This window comes from Agathobacter ruminis (assembly GCF_002735305.1).
In the GTDB taxonomy this organism is placed as follows: Bacteria; Bacillota; Clostridia; order Lachnospirales; family Lachnospiraceae; genus Roseburia; species Roseburia ruminis.
This window is the reverse complement of sequence record NZ_PDYG01000082.1, coordinates 1-22,201: the sequence shown is the minus strand read 5'-3', so window position 1 is coordinate 22,201 and position 22,201 is coordinate 1. Positions and strand designations below refer to the sequence as shown.

At 44.4% G+C, this 22,201-nt stretch carries 20 protein-coding genes; 17 read left to right on the top strand and 3 right to left on the bottom strand.

Going from position 1 to position 22,201, the window contains the following annotated elements:
- Positions 1-71: 71 nt before the first annotated feature.
- The 12 genes from CSX02_RS09890 to CSX02_RS09835 all read left to right on the top strand — a co-directional run bounded on the left by CSX02_RS09890 (position 72) and on the right by CSX02_RS09835 (position 10,186).
- The gene (locus CSX02_RS09890) at positions 72-590 is read left to right on the top strand and encodes a CinA family protein (protein ID WP_099386573.1); all 519 of its coding nucleotides are present in this window, start codon (positions 72-74) and stop codon (positions 588-590) included.
- Positions 577-2,076 (top strand): DUF1846 domain-containing protein, encoded by a 1,500-nt coding sequence (locus tag CSX02_RS09885; protein ID WP_099386572.1) that lies wholly within the window; start codon positions 577-579, stop codon positions 2,074-2,076. The genes CSX02_RS09890 and CSX02_RS09885 overlap by 14 nt, the downstream gene beginning before the upstream one ends.
- Positions 2,077-2,087: 11 nt before the next feature.
- Positions 2,088-2,366, top strand: coding sequence for a metal-sensing transcriptional repressor (locus CSX02_RS09880; protein ID WP_031542271.1), 279 nt, complete (start codon positions 2,088-2,090; stop codon positions 2,364-2,366).
- A gap of 107 nt (positions 2,367-2,473) precedes the next feature.
- Complete coding sequence (gene cbiM, locus CSX02_RS09875) at positions 2,474-3,496, top strand: cobalt transporter CbiM (RefSeq protein ID WP_099386571.1); 1,023 nt, start codon at positions 2,474-2,476, stop codon at positions 3,494-3,496.
- On the top strand, positions 3,497-4,210 hold the full coding sequence (locus CSX02_RS09870) for an energy-coupling factor transporter transmembrane component T family protein (RefSeq protein WP_099386570.1): 714 nt from the start codon (positions 3,497-3,499) through the stop codon (positions 4,208-4,210).
- Positions 4,211-4,212: 2 nt separating this feature from the next.
- Positions 4,213-4,893, top strand: a complete 681-nt coding sequence (locus tag CSX02_RS09865; protein WP_099386569.1) for an energy-coupling factor ABC transporter ATP-binding protein — start codon at positions 4,213-4,215, stop codon at positions 4,891-4,893.
- Positions 4,890-5,798, top strand: coding sequence for a LysR family transcriptional regulator (locus tag CSX02_RS09860; RefSeq protein ID WP_099386568.1), 909 nt, complete (start codon positions 4,890-4,892; stop codon positions 5,796-5,798). The genes CSX02_RS09865 and CSX02_RS09860 overlap by 4 nt, the downstream gene beginning before the upstream one ends.
- Positions 5,799-6,084: 286 nt before the next feature.
- Positions 6,085-7,254 (top strand): trans-sulfuration enzyme family protein, encoded by a 1,170-nt coding sequence (locus CSX02_RS09855; protein WP_031542259.1) that lies wholly within the window; start codon positions 6,085-6,087, stop codon positions 7,252-7,254.
- On the top strand, positions 7,241-8,176 hold the full coding sequence (gene cysK / locus CSX02_RS09850) for a cysteine synthase A (RefSeq protein ID WP_099386567.1): 936 nt from the start codon (positions 7,241-7,243) through the stop codon (positions 8,174-8,176). Before CSX02_RS09855 ends, cysK begins: the two co-directional genes overlap by 14 nt.
- Positions 8,177-8,203: 27 nt before the next feature.
- Positions 8,204-8,362, top strand: a complete 159-nt coding sequence (locus tag CSX02_RS14175) for an NIL domain-containing protein (RefSeq protein ID WP_099386566.1) — start codon at positions 8,204-8,206, stop codon at positions 8,360-8,362.
- 100 nt (positions 8,363-8,462) lie between these two features.
- Entirely contained in the window at positions 8,463-9,017 is a 555-nt protein-coding gene (locus tag CSX02_RS09840; RefSeq protein ID WP_099386565.1) for a carboxymuconolactone decarboxylase family protein, read from the top strand.
- An 11-nt stretch (positions 9,018-9,028) separates the two neighbouring features.
- Positions 9,029-10,186, top strand: a complete 1,158-nt coding sequence (locus tag CSX02_RS09835; protein ID WP_099386564.1) for an iron-containing alcohol dehydrogenase — start codon at positions 9,029-9,031, stop codon at positions 10,184-10,186.
- A gap of 2 nt (positions 10,187-10,188) precedes the next feature.
- On the opposite strand, the gene CSX02_RS09830 is transcribed toward CSX02_RS09835, so the two are convergent.
- Complete coding sequence (locus tag CSX02_RS09830) at positions 10,189-10,935, bottom strand: hypothetical protein (protein WP_099386563.1); 747 nt, start codon at positions 10,933-10,935, stop codon at positions 10,189-10,191.
- 30 nt (positions 10,936-10,965) lie between these two features.
- Complete coding sequence (locus tag CSX02_RS09825) at positions 10,966-11,949, bottom strand: LacI family DNA-binding transcriptional regulator (protein ID WP_242970467.1); 984 nt, start codon at positions 11,947-11,949, stop codon at positions 10,966-10,968.
- A gap of 322 nt (positions 11,950-12,271) precedes the next feature.
- Between CSX02_RS09825 and CSX02_RS09820 the strand changes: the two genes are divergently transcribed.
- From CSX02_RS09820 to CSX02_RS09800, 5 genes are all read left to right on the top strand, one after another.
- Positions 12,272-13,177: an ABC transporter permease gene (locus CSX02_RS09820; RefSeq protein WP_099386562.1), complete on the top strand. Its 906-nt coding sequence runs from the start codon at positions 12,272-12,274 to the stop codon at positions 13,175-13,177.
- Between the two features lie 9 nt (positions 13,178-13,186).
- Positions 13,187-14,086 carry a carbohydrate ABC transporter permease gene (locus CSX02_RS09815; RefSeq protein WP_099386561.1) on the top strand — a complete coding sequence of 300 codons (900 nt, stop codon included), beginning with the start codon at positions 13,187-13,189 and terminating at the stop codon, positions 14,084-14,086.
- A gap of 88 nt (positions 14,087-14,174) precedes the next feature.
- Entirely contained in the window at positions 14,175-15,842 is a 1,668-nt protein-coding gene (locus CSX02_RS09810) for a type 2 periplasmic-binding domain-containing protein (protein WP_099386560.1), read from the top strand.
- Between the two features lie 67 nt (positions 15,843-15,909).
- Positions 15,910-17,400 carry a glycoside hydrolase family 32 protein gene (locus CSX02_RS09805; RefSeq protein ID WP_099386559.1) on the top strand — a complete coding sequence of 497 codons (1,491 nt, stop codon included), beginning with the start codon at positions 15,910-15,912 and terminating at the stop codon, positions 17,398-17,400.
- The gene (locus CSX02_RS09800; protein ID WP_099386558.1) at positions 17,385-19,697 is read left to right on the top strand and encodes a LamG-like jellyroll fold domain-containing protein; all 2,313 of its coding nucleotides are present in this window, start codon (positions 17,385-17,387) and stop codon (positions 19,695-19,697) included. The genes CSX02_RS09805 and CSX02_RS09800 overlap by 16 nt, the downstream gene beginning before the upstream one ends.
- Positions 19,698-19,761: 64 nt before the next feature.
- Here CSX02_RS09800 and CSX02_RS09795 read toward each other — a convergent pair whose 3' ends face one another.
- On the bottom strand, positions 19,762-21,531 hold the full coding sequence (locus CSX02_RS09795; protein ID WP_099386557.1) for a methyl-accepting chemotaxis protein: 1,770 nt from the start codon (positions 21,529-21,531) through the stop codon (positions 19,762-19,764).
- Positions 21,532-22,201 lie beyond the last annotated feature (670 nt).

The following is a 22,201-nucleotide window of genomic DNA, read 5'->3' as shown; positions in this document are numbered from 1 at the left end:
TGCTGTGACTGGTAACACTTTTTGTATGGATGTATATTGCCCTGCAAAAAATAAAATGGTAATATATATGGATGGGAAAAAAATGCCTCGAACAGCAGGTTCGCGAAGATTATCAGAAGCTGACAAAGCTTTTGATTCAGGAAAATTTAACAATCAGCACCATGGAAAGTGCAACCGGTGGGCAGATTGCTTCACTGATTACGGATACACAGGGCGCTTCAGCAATTATGAAGGGCGCGTTTGTGACTTATTCGAATGAGGCAAAGATTATGCAGGGAGTACCGGAAGAAATACTGGATACGTATTCTGTTTATTCCACACAGACTGCGCTTGCGATGGCAAAACGGTGCAAACAGGTTTATGATGCGGATATCGGAATCGGAGTTACCGGAACCATGGGCAATATTGACCCGAATCATCCGGACGATTCGCAGCCGGGAACGGTTTATTATGCGATTTGTGTCAAAGACCGGGAGTTTTGTACCTGTGTAAAGATTCCACCTCAGGAGAACCGGCTGGCCTACAAGATGGCTGTGGCAAAAGAAATTAATAACAAATTAACGGAGGAACTTATTCATGTCAGAAAATAACAATGTTCGAATCGGTTTTAGCAATGAGAAGTATACCGAGCTTCAATCGAAGAGAATCAGAGACCGAATTGACCAGTTTGGTGGAAAATTATATTTGGAATTTGGTGGAAAGTTATTTGATGATTTTCATGCATCACGTGTTCTTCCGGGTTTTAAGCCGGATTCAAAGATTTCGATGTTAAAAAATCTCGCAGACAAGACTGAGATTGTCATCGCAATCAAGGCCGGAGATATTGAAAAGAATAAAGTCAGAGGCGATCTTGGCATCACGTATGATGTGGATCTGCTTCGTCTGATTGATGCATTTACCAGCTATGGTCTGTTTGTCGGCAGTGTCGTATTGACCCAGTTTGCCGAGCAGCCGGCTGCCATTGCATATGAAAAGAAATTAAAAGCATTGGGCTTAAAGGTATTCCGTCATTATATCATTCCGGGATATCCGTTCAATGTGCCTTTCATTGTAAGCGATGAGGGATTCGGAAAGAATGATTATATTGAGACCACCAGACCGCTTGTGGTTGTTACCGCACCGGGACCGGGAAGCGGAAAGATGGCAACCTGTCTTTCTCAGCTTTATCACGAATCAAAGCGTGGTGTGAAAGCAGGATATGCAAAATTCGAGACATTCCCAATCTGGAATCTACCGTTGAATCATCCGGTCAATCTGGCATATGAAGCAGCCACTGCAGATTTGAACGATGTCAATATGATTGACCCGTTCCATCTGGAAGCATACAATGAGACGACAGTCAATTATAACCGCGATGTGGAAGTTTTCCCGGTATTGAAGGCAATGTTTGAAAAAATACAGGGAACCTCTCCGTATCAGTCCCCGACAGATATGGGTGTCAATATGGCTGGCTATGGAATCGTGGATGATGATGCATGCTGTCATGCATCCAAGCAGGAAATCATTCGCCGTTACTACGAGGCACTTGTCGCAAAGCGCAAGGGAGAGGGCAGTGATTCAGCTGTACAGCGTCTGGAACTGTTGATGGAAAAAGCCGGAATTTCGGTATCAGACCGCCCGGTTGTGGCAGCTGCCAATGTAAAAGATGAGAAGACCGGTGCACCGGCTGCAGCCATTGAGCTGGCAGACGGCACCATTATCACGGGCAAGACTTCCTCACGTTTGGGTGCGTCTTCCGCGATGATGTTAAATACATTAAAGCATTTCGCCGGTATTGATGATGCGATTGAACTGATGTCACCGGAAGTGCTGACACCAATTATGAATTTAAAAGTAAATTATCTCGGAGATCACAATCCGCTGCTGCATCTGGATGAGTTGCTCATTGCACTGGCGATGGAATCCGTGCACAATGAAAATGCCAAGAAAGCATATGCATGTCTGCCGATGCTTGCGGGACTCGAAGCACATTCGTCGGTTATCCTTTCATCTGTAGATGTAGGCGTGTTCAAGAAGCTTGGTATCAATCTGACCTGTGAACCGAGATATGAAGGAAATAAGTTATATCACAATTAAGAGGATATGATATGGATCATGGACATTACCATTCTCCGGAGGAGAAAAAGAAACAACTGAATCGACTCGCCAAGGCAACCGGTCATCTGGCACATGTGCGTGCCATGATTGAAAATGATGAGGATTGTGCTGAGGTGTTAATCCAGCTGGCGGCAGTCAACTCGGCGCTTCGCAATCTCGGAAAAGAAATCATTAATGAGCATATGACCCATTGCATCATCCATGCAATTGAGGACGGTGATACCACCGCTGTCGAGGAATTCCAAAAGGCGGTCAAGAAATTCATATAATACATTTGTATTCGGAAAAGTACAAAAACAGAACCCCCCACAGGGCTTGTGGGGGGATATTTTTTTTTGTATGATATCTCAAGAAAAAATGACAAAGGAGTTTAGTTATGCATATTCCAGAGAATTATTTAGCACCTGCAACCTGTGGAGTCATGGGCGCTGCAATGGTTCCGGTATGGGTTCATGCCGTAAAAAAAGTAGGAAAGGAACTGCCAAAGGAGAAAATGCCTTTGCTCGGAGTGGGCGCAGCATTTTCATTTCTTGCAATGATGTTTAATGTTCCTCTCGTTGGGGGAACAACAGGACATGCTGTCGGAGGTACATTGATTGCATTGTTGTTTGGCCCGAACGCAGCTTGTATTGCGGTATCAATTGCTTTGTTGATTCAGGCTGTTTTGTTTGGTGACGGTGGTATCCTTGCATTTGGCGCAAACTGCTTCAATATGGCGTTTATCCTTCCGTTCGCTGGTTATTATACTTATCGTTTGATCGTAAAGCTGGCAAGCAAGAATCAGCCGGCAAAGAGTGGAATCCATTATGTGGCTGCTGCAATCGGATCTTATGTCGGAATCAATCTTGCAGCTTTCTTTACTGCAGTGGAATTCGGACTTCAGCCATTGTTATTCCATGATGCATCCGGAAATGCGTTATATTGTCCATATGATCTGTCAGTAGCAATTCCTTCAATGATGATTCCGCATCTTGTTGTTGCAGGTGTGGTTGAACTGGTCTTTACGGTTGTTGTATATGCATTTATTCGCAAAGTCGCACCGGATATGATCTATGAAAACATTCTTGCACAGACAGAGCAGGAACCGAAGAAACATATTCCTGTCTTTGCTTTGATTGCTGTCTTGATTGCAGCAACTCCACTTGGATTGCTTGCAACAGGAACCGCATGGGGTGAATGGGGCGCTGATGAAATCGCTGCGGTTGAGAATGCAGGAAAGGTACTTGGTTATACACCGAGTGGTCTTGCAAACGGATGGGAACTGAATGTTCTGATGCCTGATTATGCAGTAAGCGGTATGAATGAAATCCCGGCATATATCTTATCCGCGATTCTCGGAGTTGCCTTACTGGTTATCATTTTTAAACTGATCTCGCTTCCTATGAAAGGACGAAGATAAATGCTCCCAAACTGGTTAATAGAATCAGAGACTTATGCGCCACCGAAGGACGGTGGCGCGTTTGTCGTTAAGACAATGAAGACAATTGGTATGGTTCTTGCACGCCTGAAAGTGCAGCGCGGCCATGAAAAGCGGCATGCGATTCCCGCAGTAATCAAATTTTTTCTGCTGGTTGCTCTGGTCTTGCTGACATCAGTTACCCAGAATCGCTTGATTTTGCTGGCGATGCTGGCATTGGTGCAGGCTTATCTGGCATTTTGGCCGGCAAAAGACCTGGCATCCATTTTGAAGCCTGCATTATTTGCATCATTGCTGTCGGTTTTGATTTTTGCACCTGCTATGATTATGCATCCTCAGGGAATCTACAATAATCTGATTGTGATTGCAAAGGTGTTTGTAAGTGTCGAAATGGTGAATATATTCAACCATACCACGCAGTGGAATCATATTACGACAGCGCTGCGCAAATTACATATTCCAAGTATTTTTATATTTACTCTTGATATTACCTTGAAATACATAGTACTATTAGGTACAGTGATAAATGATTTGCTGACCTCGCTTCATTTGCGGTCGGTTGGGAAAAACCATCGCAAATATCAGTCTGTCGGAGGTGTGATGGGAGTGACATTCCTGCGTTCCGTTGAGATGAGTCAGCAAATGTATGAAGCAATGTGCTGCCGTGGATTTACGGATGACTATAAAGGGTTATAATCATGAGTTTATTGGAACTAAAACAAATTGAATTCTCTTATGAGAAAGACGAGACAGCGGTATTGTCTGATTTTTCGCTTGCAATAGAAGCGGGGCAATGCGTGCTTGTACTCGGAGAAAACGGCGCCGGGAAATCGACGCTGTTTCGCATTTTAAACGGACTTTCTTTTGCACAAAGCGGAACCTATCATTTTGATGGGATATTGATTGATGAACGATATCTCAAGAACAACCGCAATGCCAAACAATTTCATAAGCGCATCGGATATTTGTTTCAAAATCCGGATGTCATGCTCTTTAATGCAACGGTATATGATGAGATTGCATTCGGCCCTCGGCAGATGGGACTGTCGGATGAGGAAGTCGACAGGCGGGTACTTGACAGCCTTTCATTGATGGAAATCGAATCGCTGAGACAAAAGGCGCCTTATCACTTGAGCGGCGGACAGAAAAAGAAAGTTGCATTGGCAGCAGTGCTGTCTCTGAATCCGGATGTGTTGATTTTGGATGAACCGTTTGCCGGACTGGATAAAAAATCAGAGCAGTGGTTACTGCAGTTGCTCAAAGATCTCAAAGCGGCAGGCAAGACATTGGTGATTGCCACACATGCGGATGAGAAGTTTCAGGAAATTGCAGATACTTCTATTATAATGGGAGAGAAAGGAACAAGGGAATCAATATGACAATCAATCAGCTTCGTTATGTGATTGCAATCGCAAAAGCCAGTTCGATGAGTGAAGCATCGAGCAAACTGTATATTTCACAGCCGGCATTGTCCGCGTCGATTGCGGAATTGGAAGAAGAAGTGGGCATTTCGATTTTTGAACGAAATAACCGTGGCGTGAAACTGACCGACGACGGTGCGGAATTTTTGGTCTATGCCAAGCAGGTGGTCGGCCAGTACAGTCTTATGGAAGACCGCTATCTGGCAAAGGAACATTTGTATGATCATTTCTCCGTATCGGCACAACATTTTGATTTTGCGGTTCAGGCATTTACCGATACGGTGAAACATTTTGGACCGGATGCATATCGATTTTCCATCCGGGAAACCATGACGCATGAGGTGCTCGAGCATGTACGCGACCGTGTCAGTGAAATTGGTATTGTTTCTTATTCGAAGGACAATCGCGCCGTACTGGTCAAGCTGTTGCGCGAATACAAATTGGATTTTCAGCCTTTGCGTGTTTGCGATGCATATGTCTATGTCTGGGACAATCATGAATTTGCAGGTCGCAAAGAAATCTCGCTCGAAGAGTTGCAGGATTATCCGTTTATTTCATTTGAGCAGAACAATGAAAGTGATTTCTATTTGAGTGAAGAAGCACTTGGCAATTATTCTTTTTCGAAGATGATCAAGTCATCCGACCGGGCGACTTCGATGGAGTTAATCGCACAGCTGAACGGATATTCCATCGGATCAGGCATGCTGGCAGGAGAAGATAAGAAATTAAAAGGACTTGTGGCAATCCGTTTAAAGGAAGAAGATCCGCTTACCATCGGTTATCTGACCAGAACGGGCAGCGAGTTGTCCGAATATGCAAAATATTATATTGAGACTCTGAATCAGTTAAGTGGCAATAAGTAAAACTTATTGCCACTTATTAATTTGAGCAATTATACAAAAAATCATATATCTGATATTATAATCCTATCAAATTACTAGGAAAGGAAAAAGCAGTTATGAAAAGAGCCTATAGACAACAAATGAACATGATTAAAATGTGTTGCTGTACAACCTGTCAATTTCATACAGCTTATTTCTCGTACGCACGATGTTGATTTATGATTAATTAATATGAAATTATATATAATATTAATTATCAAAAGTCACCTGTAGCGGGTGGCTTTTTTTGATAGGAGGTAATAAAGAAATGAGTAAGAGAGAGAATTTTGCAACAACATTGATTCATGGAGGGATTTCACAGGACAAACACACCGGGGCAGTTAACATACCGATTTATCAGACAAGTACATATGCACAGGAAACACCGGGAGTTCATCATGGATATGAATATTCCAGATCCGGAAATCCGACAAGAGAAGCGCTGGAACATCTGATTGCAGATCTCGAGCATGGAACCAACGGATTTGCTTTTGCTTCCGGTCTCGCAGCAATCGCCACAGTCTTTCATCTGTTTCAGTCGGGAGACGAAATTGTGATTTCCAATGATGTCTATGGCGGAACCTTCCGCTTGCTGGACAAGGTGTTCCAATCATTCGGATTGAAATATACACAGGTCAACACCTCTGATCTGGCTGAAGTTGAGGCTGCCGTTCATCCGGGCGTGAAGGCCATTTATGTAGAGACTCCGACGAATCCATTGCTTGGAATTACAGATCTCGAGGGAATTGCCCGAATCGCAAAAAAACATGGAATCCTTTCGATTGTGGATAATACATTCTATACACCATATCTGCAAAAACCGCTGGACTTCGGCATCGATATTGTCGTACACAGCGCGACCAAATATCTCGGAGGACACAGTGATCTCGTCGCCGGACTCGCCGTTGTCAAATCGGCAGAACTGGCAGAACGGATTGGCTTTTATCAAAATGCAATCGGAGGAATTTTACAGCCGTTTGACTCCTTCCTGTTAATCAGAGGAATCAAAACACTGGCGGTTCGTCTGGACAGACATATCGCCAATGCAGAGAAAATTGTGGATCGGCTGGTAGAATCAAAAGATGTCAAAAAAGTTTATTATCCGGGACTGGACAGTCATCCGGGGGCTGATATCAACAGAAAGCAGGCAAGCGCCGGCGGTGCGATGATTTCGTTTGAACTGACAGAGGGACATGATATCAATGAATTGTTTCGCAACCTGAATATCATTACATTGGCCGAAAGCCTTGGAGGAGTGGAATCTCTGATTGAACATCCTGCAAGCATGACACATGCCTCTATTCCGAGAGAAATACGGGAAAAGGCCGGACTGGGAGATGGATTGTTGAGACTGTCCGTCGGTATTGAGGATGCAGATGATTTGATTGAAGACTTGTTTGTAGCGATCGAAAGGAGCAGAATCAATGGCCAGATATAAAAGTATGCACGAGCTGATCGGGCATACACCAATGGTGGAATTGTCTGCAATCAACCGTGAAATCACCTCAAACATTTATGCGAAACTCGAATTTTATAATCCGGGTGGCAGCATAAAAGATCGCATAGGCACTTATATGATTCGCGATGCAGAAGAAAAAGGACTGCTCAAGCCTGGAGGTACGATTGTGGAGGCAACTGCGGGCAATACCGGTCTCGGAATTGCTTTTGCCGCATTGAACCGCGGGTATCATGTCATATTTGTGGTCCCGACGAAATTCTCGATAGAGAAACAAAAGCTTATGATGGCCCTTGGGGCCGAGATTATTAATACACCCAGAGAAGACGGTATGTTAGGAGCAGCCGCAAAAGCAGAAGAACTGCGAAATACAATTCCGGATGCAATCGCCTTGAGACAATTTCAAAATCCCGCAAATCCGGCGGCACATTATGAAACAACTGGACCGGAAATCTATGAGGACATGGAGGGAAAAATTGATTATATCGTCCTCGGTGCGGGAAGCGGTGGTACGCTGACCGGAATTGTGAAATATATCAAAGAAAAAAATCCAAATGTGAAAGCGGTATTGGCTGATCCGGTCGGATCGACAATCGGCGGTGGGGAACATGCGGATTATAACATTGAAGGAATTGGAAACGACTTCATTGCAGATACCTTAGACATTTCATTAGTGGATGAGGTGATCAAAGTCAATGATCGCGAAGCCTTTCGCGGCGCAAGAGAACTGGCCGCAAAGGAGGGCATTATTGCAGGCTCCTCATCCGGAGCCGCATATGCCGCAGCCAGAAAACTGGCGCAAAAAGTAAATCATGCAAACATTGTGATTGTGCTTCCGGACAGAGGAGATCGCTATTTCAGTACAGGACTTTGGGATCAGGAGGACAAAGATGTAGCAGAATGAGCGGCTGTGAGAAGAAGGTAATCCAATCTGGTTCAAACAACGGGAGAAAACATCAATATCCTAGGTGCAAATACGCGGAGCGTCGGCGGAATTGCATACGGACAGATGATTGTGGAACTGCCAGGCCGCAAACGGGGTTTGGACTATTTCGCGCAGATTGGAATCACGGCGGTATCCGTATCCTAAATCACAAAGCAACAAAATCAAAGCAACAAAAATCAGTAACAAGGGGAATTGAAAAGCAATTCCCCAAAATAAAAATGAAGAGAAATGGAGAGAATGAAAAATGGCTAGAATCAAATTATTATCACTCGAAGAAACCACAGGAGCAGAACACGAGAGATACCAGGTATTGGCGGATGCCAACAAGGTAACCAACATGAAGAGAGGCTTATTGCAGGATGCGGCAACCTATGATGCATTTATGGGATGGTATACTTCATGGAACCGTTTGGTTGAGATTATTTCAGTGCGTGAAGCAACTGTTTTTGCACATGCAATTTCTACTACCAACAGCTGCCAGCTGTGCTCCCTGTTTTTCATTTCCGATTTAAAGGAATTGGGAATTGATCCAAAGGAATTCCAGACAACTGATCGTGAAGATTTATTGATCGCACTTGGACAGCAGATTGTAAAGGATCCGACAGCAGTTTCGGATGAATTGTTTGAGAAACTCCATGCAGAATGGGCTGACAACGAGCTGGTTGTCATTGTCGGATTTGCAGCACAGATGATTGCAACCAATAATTTCAATTCCGTATTCAAAATTGATGTGGATGAGCGTCTGCTCCCAATCAAAGGGGAATTCGTACCTGCAACCTGGAGAAAAGCAAATCAGTAGGAGCTTAGAATATGGTCGATTTTGAGTATTATAATCCGGCAAAAATCGAATTCGGCGCTGATGCAATCAAACAATTACCTAAGTTGTTGCAGGAGGCCGAGGTCACGAATTTGTTGCTGGTTTACAGTGGAGACTTTGTAAAGACTCTTGGAATTTTTGATTATATAAAACAGACTTGTGAATCGTTACAGATTCGATTTTTTGAAAATGGAAATGTCATTCCGAATCCATCCATCGAACTGGTGCGGGAACTGGTGCAGGAAGGAAAGCAAAATGGCGTGGATTTTGTGCTTGCTGTAGGAGGCGGCAGCTCAATTGACACAGCCAAGGCAACTGCACTCGGAATCCCTTACCAGGGAGATGTCTGGGACTTTTTTGAAAAAGGAATTCAGCCGGAGTCGGTATTACCGATTGGTGTCATCAGCACACTTCCGGCGAGCGGTTCCGAAACAAGCAACGCAGCGATTTTGTCGAATCAGGAATGGAAACTTGGATTTGAAGACAACCGCCTGATTCCGCAATTCGCAATTATGAATCCGCAGTATACACTTGGTCTGCCGGCTTTTCAGACGGCAGCCGGTGTGGCTGATATTCTCTCTCATTTACTTGAGCGATACTTCTCGGATGTAAGAAACACGGATGTAACCGACTACCTGATTGAGGGTGCCATTCAGGCACTTCTCGTCAACGGCAAAAAAGTGATTGCCCATCCGGATGATCTGGCAGCACGGGCTGAGATTCAATGGCTCGCAGTAATTGCCCATAATAATCTGCTGGATACCGGGCGCATTGGCGATTGGGGATCCCATCGTATCGAACACGAATTAAGTGGCCAGTATGGAATTACACATGGGGAAGGAATGGCAATTGTCATTCCGGCATGGGTTCGATATGCGGCAGGGATAAAGCCGTGGAAGTTGGCGCAGTTATCCAACCGTGTATTTCACACGGATTTGTTTCATTACTCCGAGGAGGAAAGCGCTCGCATTTTAGCAGATGAGTTAGAGCAGTTCTTCCGTGGCCTGGGACTTCGAACCAGACTGGAAGAGCTGGAAATCGATGAGACGCATTTTGCCGAGATGGCAAAGCGTGCCACCAGAAACGGAGCAGTGGGACATTATCTGCAACTGGACGCAGACAAATTCGTGGAAGTCTTAAAACTTGCATAACATTACCACAAGAATTTGTCTTCAATTTCCAGCTCCTGGTTGAGCTGGTCATAAATCATGTATTGACTTAGAAAGGGCAGATACCAGCTCATCAGTACAGGAACCAGAATCAGTGTGTATGGCGCAAATACAACCACAAATGCAATCAGAGCCAGTTCAATCAGGGCAACTTTTAAAACCTTCCAAAGATATTTGGAACTAAACAGCAGGATGTTTACAAATGTGGTTCGCTGCGCCTGTACAAAGAGCACCATCTGGGGCCAGTATAGATTTTGAAAATTCAACATCAGGATGGCAGCAACCAAAAGCAGTACAAAGGTTGCCTTTGAGAGCACAAGCAGATCCGTGTAAATTTGAAGATAAAACAAAAAGACATAAGTGCCGACAAAGACACCGAGGATGCCGCCCGGAACCAGGCTGCAACGGACATTCTGGCGCAGACCTTTGCGGTAATTGTCCCAGCGGCGTCCGCTGTCATCACGCAGACCGCGCTGAATCGAGTCAATAAGTGCGGCAAGAAACGGTGCCATAATCATTCCGCCGACAAAAGATCCGGGAATGAGAATCAGCACGCTTGTGGAAAGAATCGCAAATACAATTGCTGCAATCAGTGGAAGCGAAGAGACAAATACAATAAGGCCGAGAACTGTCCAGTGCCCGGCATAAAAAGATAATAATTGCTGATATCTGCGAAAGCCGACCATGCGTCGGCTTTCATCATATTCATCATCTCTCATAAATAATCCCATACAGACCTCCACAAAAGTATTCATCAAAATCTAGGATCGTGTGGTATTTCCAAAACGATATTCCACCGGCAGACAAACGAGTGCCGGTGTATTGGAACGATCATCGGAAAGCACAATATCAATTGCTGCCTCGGCCATCTGACCAAGCGGCTGCAGAATGGTCGAGCAGGCATAATCATCAAATCCAAATCGAGGGATTCCATCATATCCGATAATCTGAACATCCTCCGGAATGCGGATTCCGTTTGCAGTCAGAAAGGACTGAATCTGCAATGCAATCAAATCGGTGCCGCAGAATATGCCGTCGTAATCCAATTTCCCGTTTGAAATGTGAGAGGACAGAAACTGATAGAGCGCTTCGATGCCATCTTCATCATAGACACGATGAATCGTGTAATCGGTTCCTTTGAATTTGCATTCACTCTCGAAACCGAGTGGGCGCTTATCTGCTTCGCCCTGTACATGGGAAGAGATTCCGAGGAAGAGCAGCTTCCTGCAACCGTTTTCAATGAGCTTGTCGGCCGCAATCTGTCCACCTGTGTAGTTATCGCTGGATACACATGGAATATGGCTGTGAAATTTGCGGTCGATGATGACAAAAGGAATGTCCTCCTGTACTTCAAGATCAGGATTGTAGGTGATGGCAATGATGCCATCGACTTTGTTTTGCTGAACCATGTCGATGCAGTTTTGTTCTGTTTGCGGATCAAACGAAGTGGTCGCAACCAGCAAACGATATCCGCGTAATGCCAGTTTGTCACAGCACAGATTGGCGAAGTGTGCATAGAATGGATTCGTGAGGTTCGGAACAATCAGCGCCACCGTCTGTGTTTTGCGGGCGCGTAATCCTCTCGCATAGATATTTAACTGATAACCGAGGCGTGCAGCCGCAGCCTCTACTTTTTCTTTATATTCCTCTCCGACAGGAATTCCGTTGAATACTTTGGAGACGGTGCCGAGTGCGACTCCCGCTTCTACGGCAACATCTTTCATCGTTGGTTTTTTTGCAGTCATAATTTCCCCTAATTTTTTATTTGTACATGAAACCTTTCATGCCTTTTTATCTTACATGATTTCAAAAGGGATGTAAAGTGAAAAGCGGGATAAAAATCTTATTTGTTCAGAGGCTACGATGCGTTGATTTGTCTGAAATTGTGGAATGTGTACAAAAAAGGAAGATGCAGATTTGTTGAAAGAGTATGAAAACTCTTTTTCCGCATAAACATAATTGACATTCGGATGACAAAATGGTAATTTATGTGTGCAGGGCGTGAAACGATTCACGAAACAGATTCACGACCGGCTAAATGATTGAAAAGTGAAAAAGGAGGCTGCTATGGCGGCAAAGAAGAAACAACTATCGAGACGAATACGGGCCAACTGGCAGATGTATTTATTATTGCTGATTCCTGTTGTGATTACATTTATTTATAAATATATCCCAATGTATGGAATTCAGATCGCATTTCGCGATTTCTCCGCAAACAAAGGAATCTTCGGAAGCGATTGGGTGGGACTTTACTGGTTCAAACGATTTTTTTCTTCCCCGAATTGTCTGCGCATGATCAGGAATACATTTCTGCTGAGTGCGTTCAGTCTGTTGTGGGGATTTCCGGTGCCGATTATTTTGTCACTGTGCATGAACCAGTTGCGATTTCCGAAACTCAAACGCGTGACGCAGACCGTATTATATGCACCGCATTTCATCTCTACGATGGTCATCTGCGGTATGATCAAAATTTTCCTGAGTCCATCAGGCGGACTGCTCAATCTGATTCTCGGTTCACAGGTGGATTTCCTGACAGAATCGACTGCATTTCGTACCATCTATATTGTCTCCGGAATCTGGCAGGACGCAGGATGGGGTTGCATTATTTACCTGGCGACGCTCGCAACGGTGGATACCTGTTTATATGAGGCTGCAAAGGTGGACGGCGCCAGTGTATGGCAGCGGATTGTTCATATTGATCTGCCGGCACTTTTGCCGATGGCAATCCTGAATCTGATTTTAAGCGCAGGCTCTCTGATGAATGTCGGATTTGAAAAGGTATGGTTGTTGCAGACCGATTTGAACAAGGCGACTTCCGATATTATCGCAGTATATGTTTATGAACAGGGTATTGAACATGCCAAGTACAGTTATTCGACAGCGGTGGGATTGTTCAATACGGTCATCAACCTGCTGCTTTTGATTATTGTAAATAAAATTGCAAAACGACATTCGGATGTCGAGTTTGTATAGGAGAATATTATGAAACATTCAAGAAATAAGTTTGGGCTGTCAGATCGGACGAGTTCTGTGATTCTTGTAATCATAGCATTGCTTTTGATCGTGATTGTGGCCTATCCGATTTATTATGTACTGATTGCATCCTTTTCCAATCCATATGATGTGTATGCGGGAAAGACATTCTTTTGGCCGAGCGGTTTTACATTGCGCGGATATCAGGCAGTATTTGCCGATAGCAATATCTTTCGAGGCTATCTGAATTCCGCAAAATATACCATCATTGGAACGGCATTTTCCGTTGTGATGCTTTATATTACGGCTTATCCGCTGACTCAGCGGGATCTGCCCGGACGCAAAGCAATCAGTTTGTTTTTTATCATTACCATGTACTTTGGCGGTGGATTGATTCCAACCTATCTGATTGTCAAAGAAACCAATTTGATTGGAAATATGTGGGCCCTGTTTTTGCCAGGTGGAGTATCTGTGGCAAATATGATTCTGGTTCGCAATTATTTTCAAAACAGTATTCCGCATGAATTGATCGAAGCGGCAGAGATTGACGGGTGCAGCAAACTAAAAACCTTCCTTAAAATAGTCATTCCTCTTTCCCTTCCTATTATGGCCGTGATGGTGGTATTCAGCATGGTTGCATATTGGAATGACTGGTTTACGGCATTGATTTATCTGCCAAAACCGGAAATGGCACCGCTGCCGCTTGTGCTGCGGAATATTCTGATCAAGAGTTCGGCAACGGCAAAACAGTCGAGCACCATCAGTGGTGGCTATGCCGAGCTCAATAAGATAACGGAAATGATTAAATTTTCTTCCATTATTGTGGCAGCAGCACCGATGCTGATTTTATATCCGATGGTGCAAAAATATTTTGAAAAGGGCATGATGTCCGGAGCTGTCAAGGGTTAACGAGTGCTCAACGGAAGCCATTTTAAGCCGGCAAATCATGGCATCCTTGAACAGATATAAGAAACATCTAATGTTGAAAGGAGAAACAATGAAAAAGAAAGTAGTATCAGCGCTTTTGATATCTGCGGTGTTTGCAACTTCGCTTTGGGGTTGCGGGGGCAACGGGGGCTCATCAGAAAATGCAAAAATGAATGACAACACGGAGCAGACGAAGTTCTCAATTGTCGGAGGACAGAGTGCACTTTCCCCGGGTTATGACGATAATGTGGTTTTGAATGAGATGATGAAGAAAACAGGAATCAGCATCGACTGGAATACGATGAGTGATTCTCTTGCAGAACAGGTCAATATCCAGATTGCAGGCGGCGATCTGCCGGATGCCTATATGGGTGTTGGATTCTCAAACTATGACTTGTCCAAATATGGTGCAGGCGGCACATTTATCGATTTGACGCCTTATATCAATGAGGAGACGATGCCGAATCTGACAAAGATTCTGAGCGAACATCCGGAAATCAAGTCTGCGATTACCATGGATGACGGATGTATTTACGGTCTTCCTTCCGGAGAGCAGATGGGAACTGCGGGAATCGGAAAGGACGAAGATTACTCCATCTTTGCCATTCCTCAGTTTTCGATGATCAACAAGGCATGGCTGGATGATCTCGGACTTGAGGTGCCGACCACATTGGATGAATTGCATGATGCATTAAAGGCATTCAAAGACAATGATATGGCTGCAAAAATGTATGGTGCAGACAAGGGCTCTACCATTCCGATGTCGACAGGATTTGACCAGTGGTGCTGGGGACAGAATGTCTTCTATGCAGGATTTGGATTTACCAACTGGATTAACGATGTCTGCAACGATCTGGTACTGGGCGAAGACGGAAAAGTTAATTTTGTCTGTGATGATGATAATTATCGTGATGCACTTACTTACTTCTCCAACTGGTACCAGGAAGGATTGATGGATGCGGAAATGTTTTCACAGTCTGATTCACAATTGATGGCAAAATGTCAGCAGGGCTATGTCGGTGTATCGACATGGTGGTATATCGAGGAATTGATGGGAGATTACGCAAAAGATTATGTATTCTTACCAATCCTTACAGGACCGAAGGGAACTGCATATGAAGGAACCAGCAATGTGACACTTCGTACCGGTGGCGGTACAAACTCCGGCAATCTCTCTGTGACCACAGCATGCAAGAGCCCGAAGAATCTCTTGAAATTCTTTGATCAGTGGTATGTGGGCGAAAATGTTATGCAGCTTCAATATGGTCCAATCGATGTCTACTTTACAGGCAAAGATGACAAGGGCAACTGGAATTCCATCACCGAAGAGGAAGCACAGGCAAAATACCAGAAGGGTGCGGGAGAATTAAAGAGCTACTATGAAGTGGCCGGACCAAAAATGATTCTCTCTGAATATTATTCCAACACCTTTAATATGGAACAACGTGCAATCGAGCGATTGACCGATCTCTATGATTACTGGCTGCCACAGGCAAAGAACAAAAGCTGTTATCCAATTGACTGTGTATTCAGCAACGAAGAACTGGATACCATCGATATGTACAAGACCGATTTTGAAAATGCAGTAGCAGAACAGGAAGGACTCTGGCTCAAAGAGGGTGGACCGACTGACGAAGAATGGGAAGCCTATAAGAGTATGTTGAATGACTCCTGCGGAATGCAACAGTTACTTGATATTTATCAGGCGGCATACGATCGCTACGTGAGCGCACAGTAAAAGGGCTGTATGATCTGCACATCCCGCATGGGGTGTGCAGATCAATCAAATAAATGGTGAAAAAACAATGAGTGAACAATTAACAAAAGCGAGAGAATACGAGGAAAATGCAGGCAAACAGGTGCCGAAAGAGGAGCGGCAGCTGTTTCATGTCACCCCGACTGTGGGATGGATGAATGACCCAAATGGATTCAGCCGGTATCAGGGAGAATACCATCTGTTTTATCAATATCATCCGTATGATACCAAATGGGGGCCGATGCATTGGGGACATGTGAAGACAAACGATTTTATCCGTTGGGAGAGACTCCCGATAGCGCTTGCACCGGATACGGAGGCGGACAAGACCGGATGTTTTTCCGGAAGCGCACTTGAGACAGAGGATGGGCAGATGCTGCTTGCCTATACCGGAGTGACCACGGTGGAGGAAGACGGACAGGCTGTGGATTATCAGCAGCAGTGTATTGCAATCGGCGATGGCATCAATTTTGAAAAAATATCCTGCAATCCGATTCTGGATCGCAATGCAATTCCAAAAGAAAATCATAAGCAGGATTTTCGTGATCCGAAGATATGGGCGCACAAGGACTGCTATTATATGGCAGTGGCAAATCGCAGTGCGGATACGAGCGGTGAGATTTTGCTCTATCAATGTAAAAAGGAAAATATACACGACTGGAGCTATGTCGGTGTTTTAGATAAATGTAACAATGAGTATGGCAAGATGTGGGAATGCCCGGATTATTTTGCGCTGGACGGATATCATGTATTGCTTGTAAGCCCGCAGGAAATGAAGGCATCTCAAACTGAATTCCATTGTGGATATAATGCGATTGCATTTTTGGGAGGCGGCGACAATCAAGGCAATTTCTGCCGCAGGACTGCGCAGACACTGGACTACGGGATGGATTATTACGCGCCGCAGACGGTTCAAACAGATGACGGCCGCCGGATTTTGATTGCATGGATGCAAAACTGGGAGACCGCCAATTACAACAATGAGGAACATCATATTTACGGTTCCATGACTGTACCGCGCGAACTGACTGTCGAGAATGCACGAATCCTGCAAAAACCGGTGCGAGAAATAACAAACTATTACGGCAAAGAGACCCGGTTCGAAAAGCAGATTGTAAATGGAAACATCGAGGTTGGCATGCAGGGGCGCGTGTTTGATATGACCATTTGCCTGAGCAATTACAAAGACTGCAATCGTTTCAGGATAAACCTTGCCGCGTCAAGAAATATGGAGTGCTATAGCCAGATTCGTTATGACTTCAAAAACCACGAAGTGACGATAGACCGGAGTCATTGCGGATGTCGCCGCGATATGGTTCATGTCAGAACCTTCCCGGTTGAAGCACAGGATGTGGTGAAGCTACGCATCCTCATGGATAAAAACAGCATTGAATTGTTTGTCAATGATGGAAAAGCTTCTGCGACGATGCTGATCGATACACCGATTTCGATGGATGCAATCACATTCGAAGCAGACGGAAACATCACAATGGAAGCCGTTCATTATGATTTAGAAGAAAAATTATGCGAAAACAAATAAAAATTTTGGTGGCCCTGGTTGTTTTTGCAATTTGCGTATTTGCGGTTGCTTTTGGATTTATATTGCAAAACAAAAAGGATGAAAATATGATATTGCATTTGGGATTCAATGAAGGAAGCGGAACCGTTGTCTCTGACCTGTCCGGACATTTAGCGGATGCGACGGTACATGACCGGTTGCAACCATTGCAATGGAGGTCCAAAGGTGTGGATGGGGGCTCGTTGCTTTTTGATGGTGATTCCACATATATTCAATATGACAAAGAGGAGTGCTTGATAGAGGGAGAAACTTTTTGTGTTTCTGTCTGGCTTGCACCTCGCGCTTTTGAATGGGATGACCCGCAGGCAAAAAGTAAAGGAACGCAGGCATTGACTGCAATCATCAGCCAATATAATGCAGATAAAACCGCAGGAATTTTGCTGGGATATCAGCGTTTTGGACAATTATGTTTTGAAGTGGGAGCGACAGATGGCTGGCATACATTGTGGTCGAAAGAAGATTTAAAACGCGATTGCTGGAATCATGTCGCAGCAGTATTTGACGGAAAAGCTGGGGAGATGCGTTTGTATTTGAATGGCGACTGTGTGGGCGAGGCAGAGGTGGAAAAGGCGACCTCCATTGTTCCGGCAAAACAGAAAGCATTCCTGATCGGACGAAATTCAAATGCCCAACGACTTGCGGCTGGCGAATTAAATATGTTTTCCGGATTAATAGATGATTTGATGATTTGTGCGGATGTGATGGAAGACAAGCAGATGCTTGCCTATTCAGATGTGCCACAGTTGGATTACGAAGAAATTGCATTGCCGAATGTATTGCAGGAGGATGAATTTCGACCGGCATATCATGGTGCTCCATATCAACATTGGATGAATGAACCGCATGCTCCTTTTTATTACAATGGCAAATATCATTTGTTCTTTCAGCAAAATATGACGGGAACATACTGGCGAAATATCCAATGGGGACATCTCGTGAGTGACGATATGGTTCATTGGACTCCAATCAAAGAAGCGATTGTCCCAACCCGGGATTCGGTTGTGCTGGATGGAGTATGGTCCGGTAATGCGACTTATGACAAAAATGGAATTCCACTTTTGTTTTTTACGGCGGGCAATGATAGTTTCAAACAGGCGGGTTTGCTGTCAAACCAGAATATTGGCGTGGCTTATCCCAAAAATTTGTCAGATGAAAATTTGACGGAATGGATGATATATGATCAATTGGCGGTTGAACAAAAGCCGGGACAGGGACGCTTGGGTGAGTTCCGAGATCCTTACATTTTGAAAATGCAAGATGGCTGGTATATGTTTCTGTGCTCCGGCAGTACAAAGACTGTCGGCGGAACCGTTTTGGTTTATAAGTCCGACAAGCTGGAATTAAAGGAAGATGGAACCATCGATATGGATTGGAAATATCTTGGCCCATTATATGAATTGTCGAATCCGACCGCACGATTCGGTACTTCATGGGAGCTTCCAAGTGTTTTTTCGATTACCAATCGCGATGGAACCGTGACAAAAACCGCTTTCATATTTTCTCCGGCACCGGCGTCCACTGCTGATAACAAAATCTATTATATGCTTGGAGCGTTTGATGATGAAAGCGGAAGCTTTGTTCCGGATGAAGCTTTTTCTGAGAATCCGCAAATCCTCGATTATGGAGACAATGTCTTTACCGGCCCGAGTATCCTGCAGGACCCCAATACGAAGCAGACCTATCTGTTTTCTATTATGCAGGATCAAAGAAGCGGGGCACAGGAAGGCGCTGCCGGATGGGCGCATACCGTTGGACTGACACGACAAATTTGGCTGAACGAAGATGGAAGTGACTTGTGTATGAAACCGATTGATGCGCTTCATACCTATGAAAAGGAAATCTTAGTGGATGAAGCAGGTGCCTTTACCATGGCACAAATCAATGAGATGTTGGAGGATATAAAAGGAGATCAATTGCATATCAGGATGACATTTACTGATGTCACACAATGTGAATTGCGCTTGAAAGCAAGCGAGAAGGAATTTACAGCCCTGACTTATCAAAATGGCAACATCTCGGCAAAGACCACGACGCGTGGAAAGGAAGCAAAGCCGGGTGAATCAGGAGGACCGCTGCATCCGGATGAGGGCAATCTTACGATGGATATTTATATTGACCGTTCATTGATAGAAGCTTTCTTCAATGAACAAAAATCCATCAGCATCCGATCCTATAGCAAATGGGATGCACAATCCGTCTTTCTTGCAGACTGTGATGCGATTGTGACACAGATTTATATTGCTGAAATCAAAGACTAAAATACAAAAAAAGCAGTTGTGATTGAGGAGATTCTCAGTCACAACTGCTTTTTGATTGTTTTGTTTATGATTGCATGTCTTCAGGAAGTTCTACGCGGAAATATTTGATATTGGTGGTCAGTTCTTCTGCAATCTTTTGGAGATCTTCTGCCTGAACCACAACAGATTCCATGTTGGAATCGAGCATTTGCAAAGATGCACTGGTCTGCTGTGTAGATGCAGCATTTTCTTCCGAAATACTTGAGAGTGATTCGACGGAATTCAGAATGTTCTGCTTGTCGTAATTCATGGATTCCACGAGTTCTACAATCTGCTTGTTACCGACTTCGGTCTCCTGAAGGAGAAGCAGCATCTCGTCGAAGGTCTGGCTCATCTCTTCTAAAGCAGTTGTTTCTGCTGTGATGGCGTCTTTGATGGATTCGGTCAATTCTTTATTCTTATTGGAATAATCATTGATGGTCGAAAGCATATCGGTAATCTCTCCTGCAAGCTTGTTGGACTCTTCGGCAAGGTCTTTGATGCTGTCTGCGACAACTGCGAAACCGCGTCCCGCTTCACCGGCTCTTGCGGCCTCAATGGAAGCATTCAGTGCAAGCAGGTTTGTCTGGCTTGCAATATTGATAATCGCTTCGGCTGCTGTTGAAATTTGAGCAACCACAGTTGCAGTATCATTGACGGAAGCAGATACCTGACTTGCCATGGCATCATTTTTCTGATCCTGTACTTTGATCTGCTCTAACTGTTCCTTAACTTTTGCAGACTCGTCATATACCAGACGGCCCTTTTCCAAGTTGGAATTTGCGGAATCAAGGACATTGTCAACAGCACTTCCCATGTTGATGGTGATGGAAGAGGTGCTCTGTACATCCTCTGCCATAGCGGTTGCGCCATCGGCCAGATCGGATACTGCCGAACTGATGTCGGTCGTGGTTTTCTGTGAATTGCTGATGCTGTCTTTTGCAACTTCTGCTTTGTTATTGACGGTGTCAGCATGTTCAATCACCTGAACAAGGACATTGCGCAGAGTATGTCGCATGTTCTCGAGTGCTTCTCCGATATGATTGAATTCGGTAACGGTACTGCGTGGACGGATTTTTGTGACGAAGTCGCCACCTGCAACGCGCTCCACACATGCTGAAATCTGCTTTAAACTCTTGCGTAAGCTGAGCAGCATGAGAATGGTAAAAATCAAAAGGCCAAGTGCAACCGCAGTAAAGATTGCAGCGGTGGTAATGATGGTATTCTGTACATTTGAATTGTTGATGGTGCGCTCTTTTTCTGCCCACTTTTCGGTAATCTCGGTCATTTCGCTCAAAGCTTCGCGACCGGCCAAAAAGTCATTGTCCCACTTCTCGATATCGCCTTCGCCGGTATTGACTTTGTAATCGGTTTTCCAGGATTCGAAATAATTTAAAAAGTCATTGTAGCATTGTTCAAATGTATGCTTCTCTTCTGAGGTCAACTCTGAATACAGCAAAGGATTTTTCTGTGCAATGGCAATGGCGGCATCCACACGTTCCTGTACCTGTACGGTATTCTCATTGATCTCTTTTTCATATAAATGTAAAGTGGTTTGAGGAACATAGTCGGAATAGGCTAAATACTTGGTCCCTGCAAGCATGGCCTGATAGAAGTCACGATCCGCATTGAGCAATTCGCCGCTGATTTTGTAGAGCGTGTTGTAGTACACATTCTCATCATCACGCTCAATCTTTTTCATCATCGTGGCTGAAATGATGATGCTTAATACCAATGCAATTACAAGAGGAACTGTAATGGTAAGAAGCAAGGCAGACAAACTGGCCTGAAAGCCGGCTTTCTTTTTGTTATTCATTTGTAAAACCTCCTTCAATACTCCTAAAGATAGTATTTATATATAGGTATTATTTTATCATTTCTACCATAAAAGTACACTATAATTTTCAAAAAACAAATTTACCATTCACAGCCTGCATTCCACTAGCATCCTCGCCCCATGGCCCCGGTACGCCCTTCACTTTGCAAGAATATTTTGGTTTTCATCTCAGTCGGATAAGACCCCTTCCTCTAAGCGAAGCGAAGGTAGGGTTTATAACAAACTGGTCTCAGTCGGGGGGACAATCTCCGACTGAGATAAACGCTCCGCGAGGATGCGCAGAGATTTGCATATGAAATATGTCAGCTACGCTGACGCAAATCTCGCGCCAAGTCTCGCGAGCGAGACTTGAAATATGCAAAAGCTCGCATCTTGATTACCATGTGTCTTTTGAATGCCTGCACAATTTTGAAAAAAGGTTTATAGTTGGCGGACACCAAAAACTGTCGTATATGTACTTCTCAGTCTAAGGGATACCCGGGTGAATCGGAGTGAGCCCTAGTGAAATAAAAATGAGTTTTGATGTTTATAGGCATGCGCCGCCACGGAAGGCGGTGCAAATGCGAATGCAACACGACGTTGCGTAGAAGCATGGTGCCTATAAACACAAAACTCATTTTGTCATTTTACTTGGCAAACGGAGTCTGAA

Coding starts and splice junctions, on each gene's coding strand:
- CSX02_RS09890 (WP_099386573.1), top strand. CDS start 72: ATGGGAAAAAAATGCCTCGAACAGCAGGTTCGCGAAGATTATCAGAAG.
- CSX02_RS09885 (WP_099386572.1), top strand. CDS start 577: ATGTCAGAAAATAACAATGTTCGAATCGGTTTTAGCAATGAGAAGTAT.
- CSX02_RS09880 (WP_031542271.1), top strand. CDS start 2,088: ATGGATCATGGACATTACCATTCTCCGGAGGAGAAAAAGAAACAACTG.
- cbiM (WP_099386571.1), top strand. CDS start 2,474: ATGCATATTCCAGAGAATTATTTAGCACCTGCAACCTGTGGAGTCATG.
- CSX02_RS09870 (WP_099386570.1), top strand. CDS start 3,497: ATGCTCCCAAACTGGTTAATAGAATCAGAGACTTATGCGCCACCGAAG.
- CSX02_RS09865 (WP_099386569.1), top strand. CDS start 4,213: ATGAGTTTATTGGAACTAAAACAAATTGAATTCTCTTATGAGAAAGAC.
- CSX02_RS09860 (WP_099386568.1), top strand. CDS start 4,890: ATGACAATCAATCAGCTTCGTTATGTGATTGCAATCGCAAAAGCCAGT.
- CSX02_RS09855 (WP_031542259.1), top strand. CDS start 6,085: ATGAGTAAGAGAGAGAATTTTGCAACAACATTGATTCATGGAGGGATT.
- cysK (WP_099386567.1), top strand. CDS start 7,241: ATGGCCAGATATAAAAGTATGCACGAGCTGATCGGGCATACACCAATG.
- CSX02_RS09840 (WP_099386565.1), top strand. CDS start 8,463: ATGGCTAGAATCAAATTATTATCACTCGAAGAAACCACAGGAGCAGAA.
- CSX02_RS09835 (WP_099386564.1), top strand. CDS start 9,029: ATGGTCGATTTTGAGTATTATAATCCGGCAAAAATCGAATTCGGCGCT.
- CSX02_RS09830 (WP_099386563.1), bottom strand. CDS start 10,935: ATGGGATTATTTATGAGAGATGATGAATATGATGAAAGCCGACGCATG.
- CSX02_RS09825 (WP_242970467.1), bottom strand. CDS start 11,949: ATGACTGCAAAAAAACCAACGATGAAAGATGTTGCCGTAGAAGCGGGA.
- CSX02_RS09820 (WP_099386562.1), top strand. CDS start 12,272: ATGGCGGCAAAGAAGAAACAACTATCGAGACGAATACGGGCCAACTGG.
- CSX02_RS09815 (WP_099386561.1), top strand. CDS start 13,187: ATGAAACATTCAAGAAATAAGTTTGGGCTGTCAGATCGGACGAGTTCT.
- CSX02_RS09810 (WP_099386560.1), top strand. CDS start 14,175: ATGAAAAAGAAAGTAGTATCAGCGCTTTTGATATCTGCGGTGTTTGCA.
- CSX02_RS09805 (WP_099386559.1), top strand. CDS start 15,910: ATGAGTGAACAATTAACAAAAGCGAGAGAATACGAGGAAAATGCAGGC.
- CSX02_RS09800 (WP_099386558.1), top strand. CDS start 17,385: ATGCGAAAACAAATAAAAATTTTGGTGGCCCTGGTTGTTTTTGCAATT.
- CSX02_RS09795 (WP_099386557.1), bottom strand. CDS start 21,531: ATGAATAACAAAAAGAAAGCCGGCTTTCAGGCCAGTTTGTCTGCCTTG.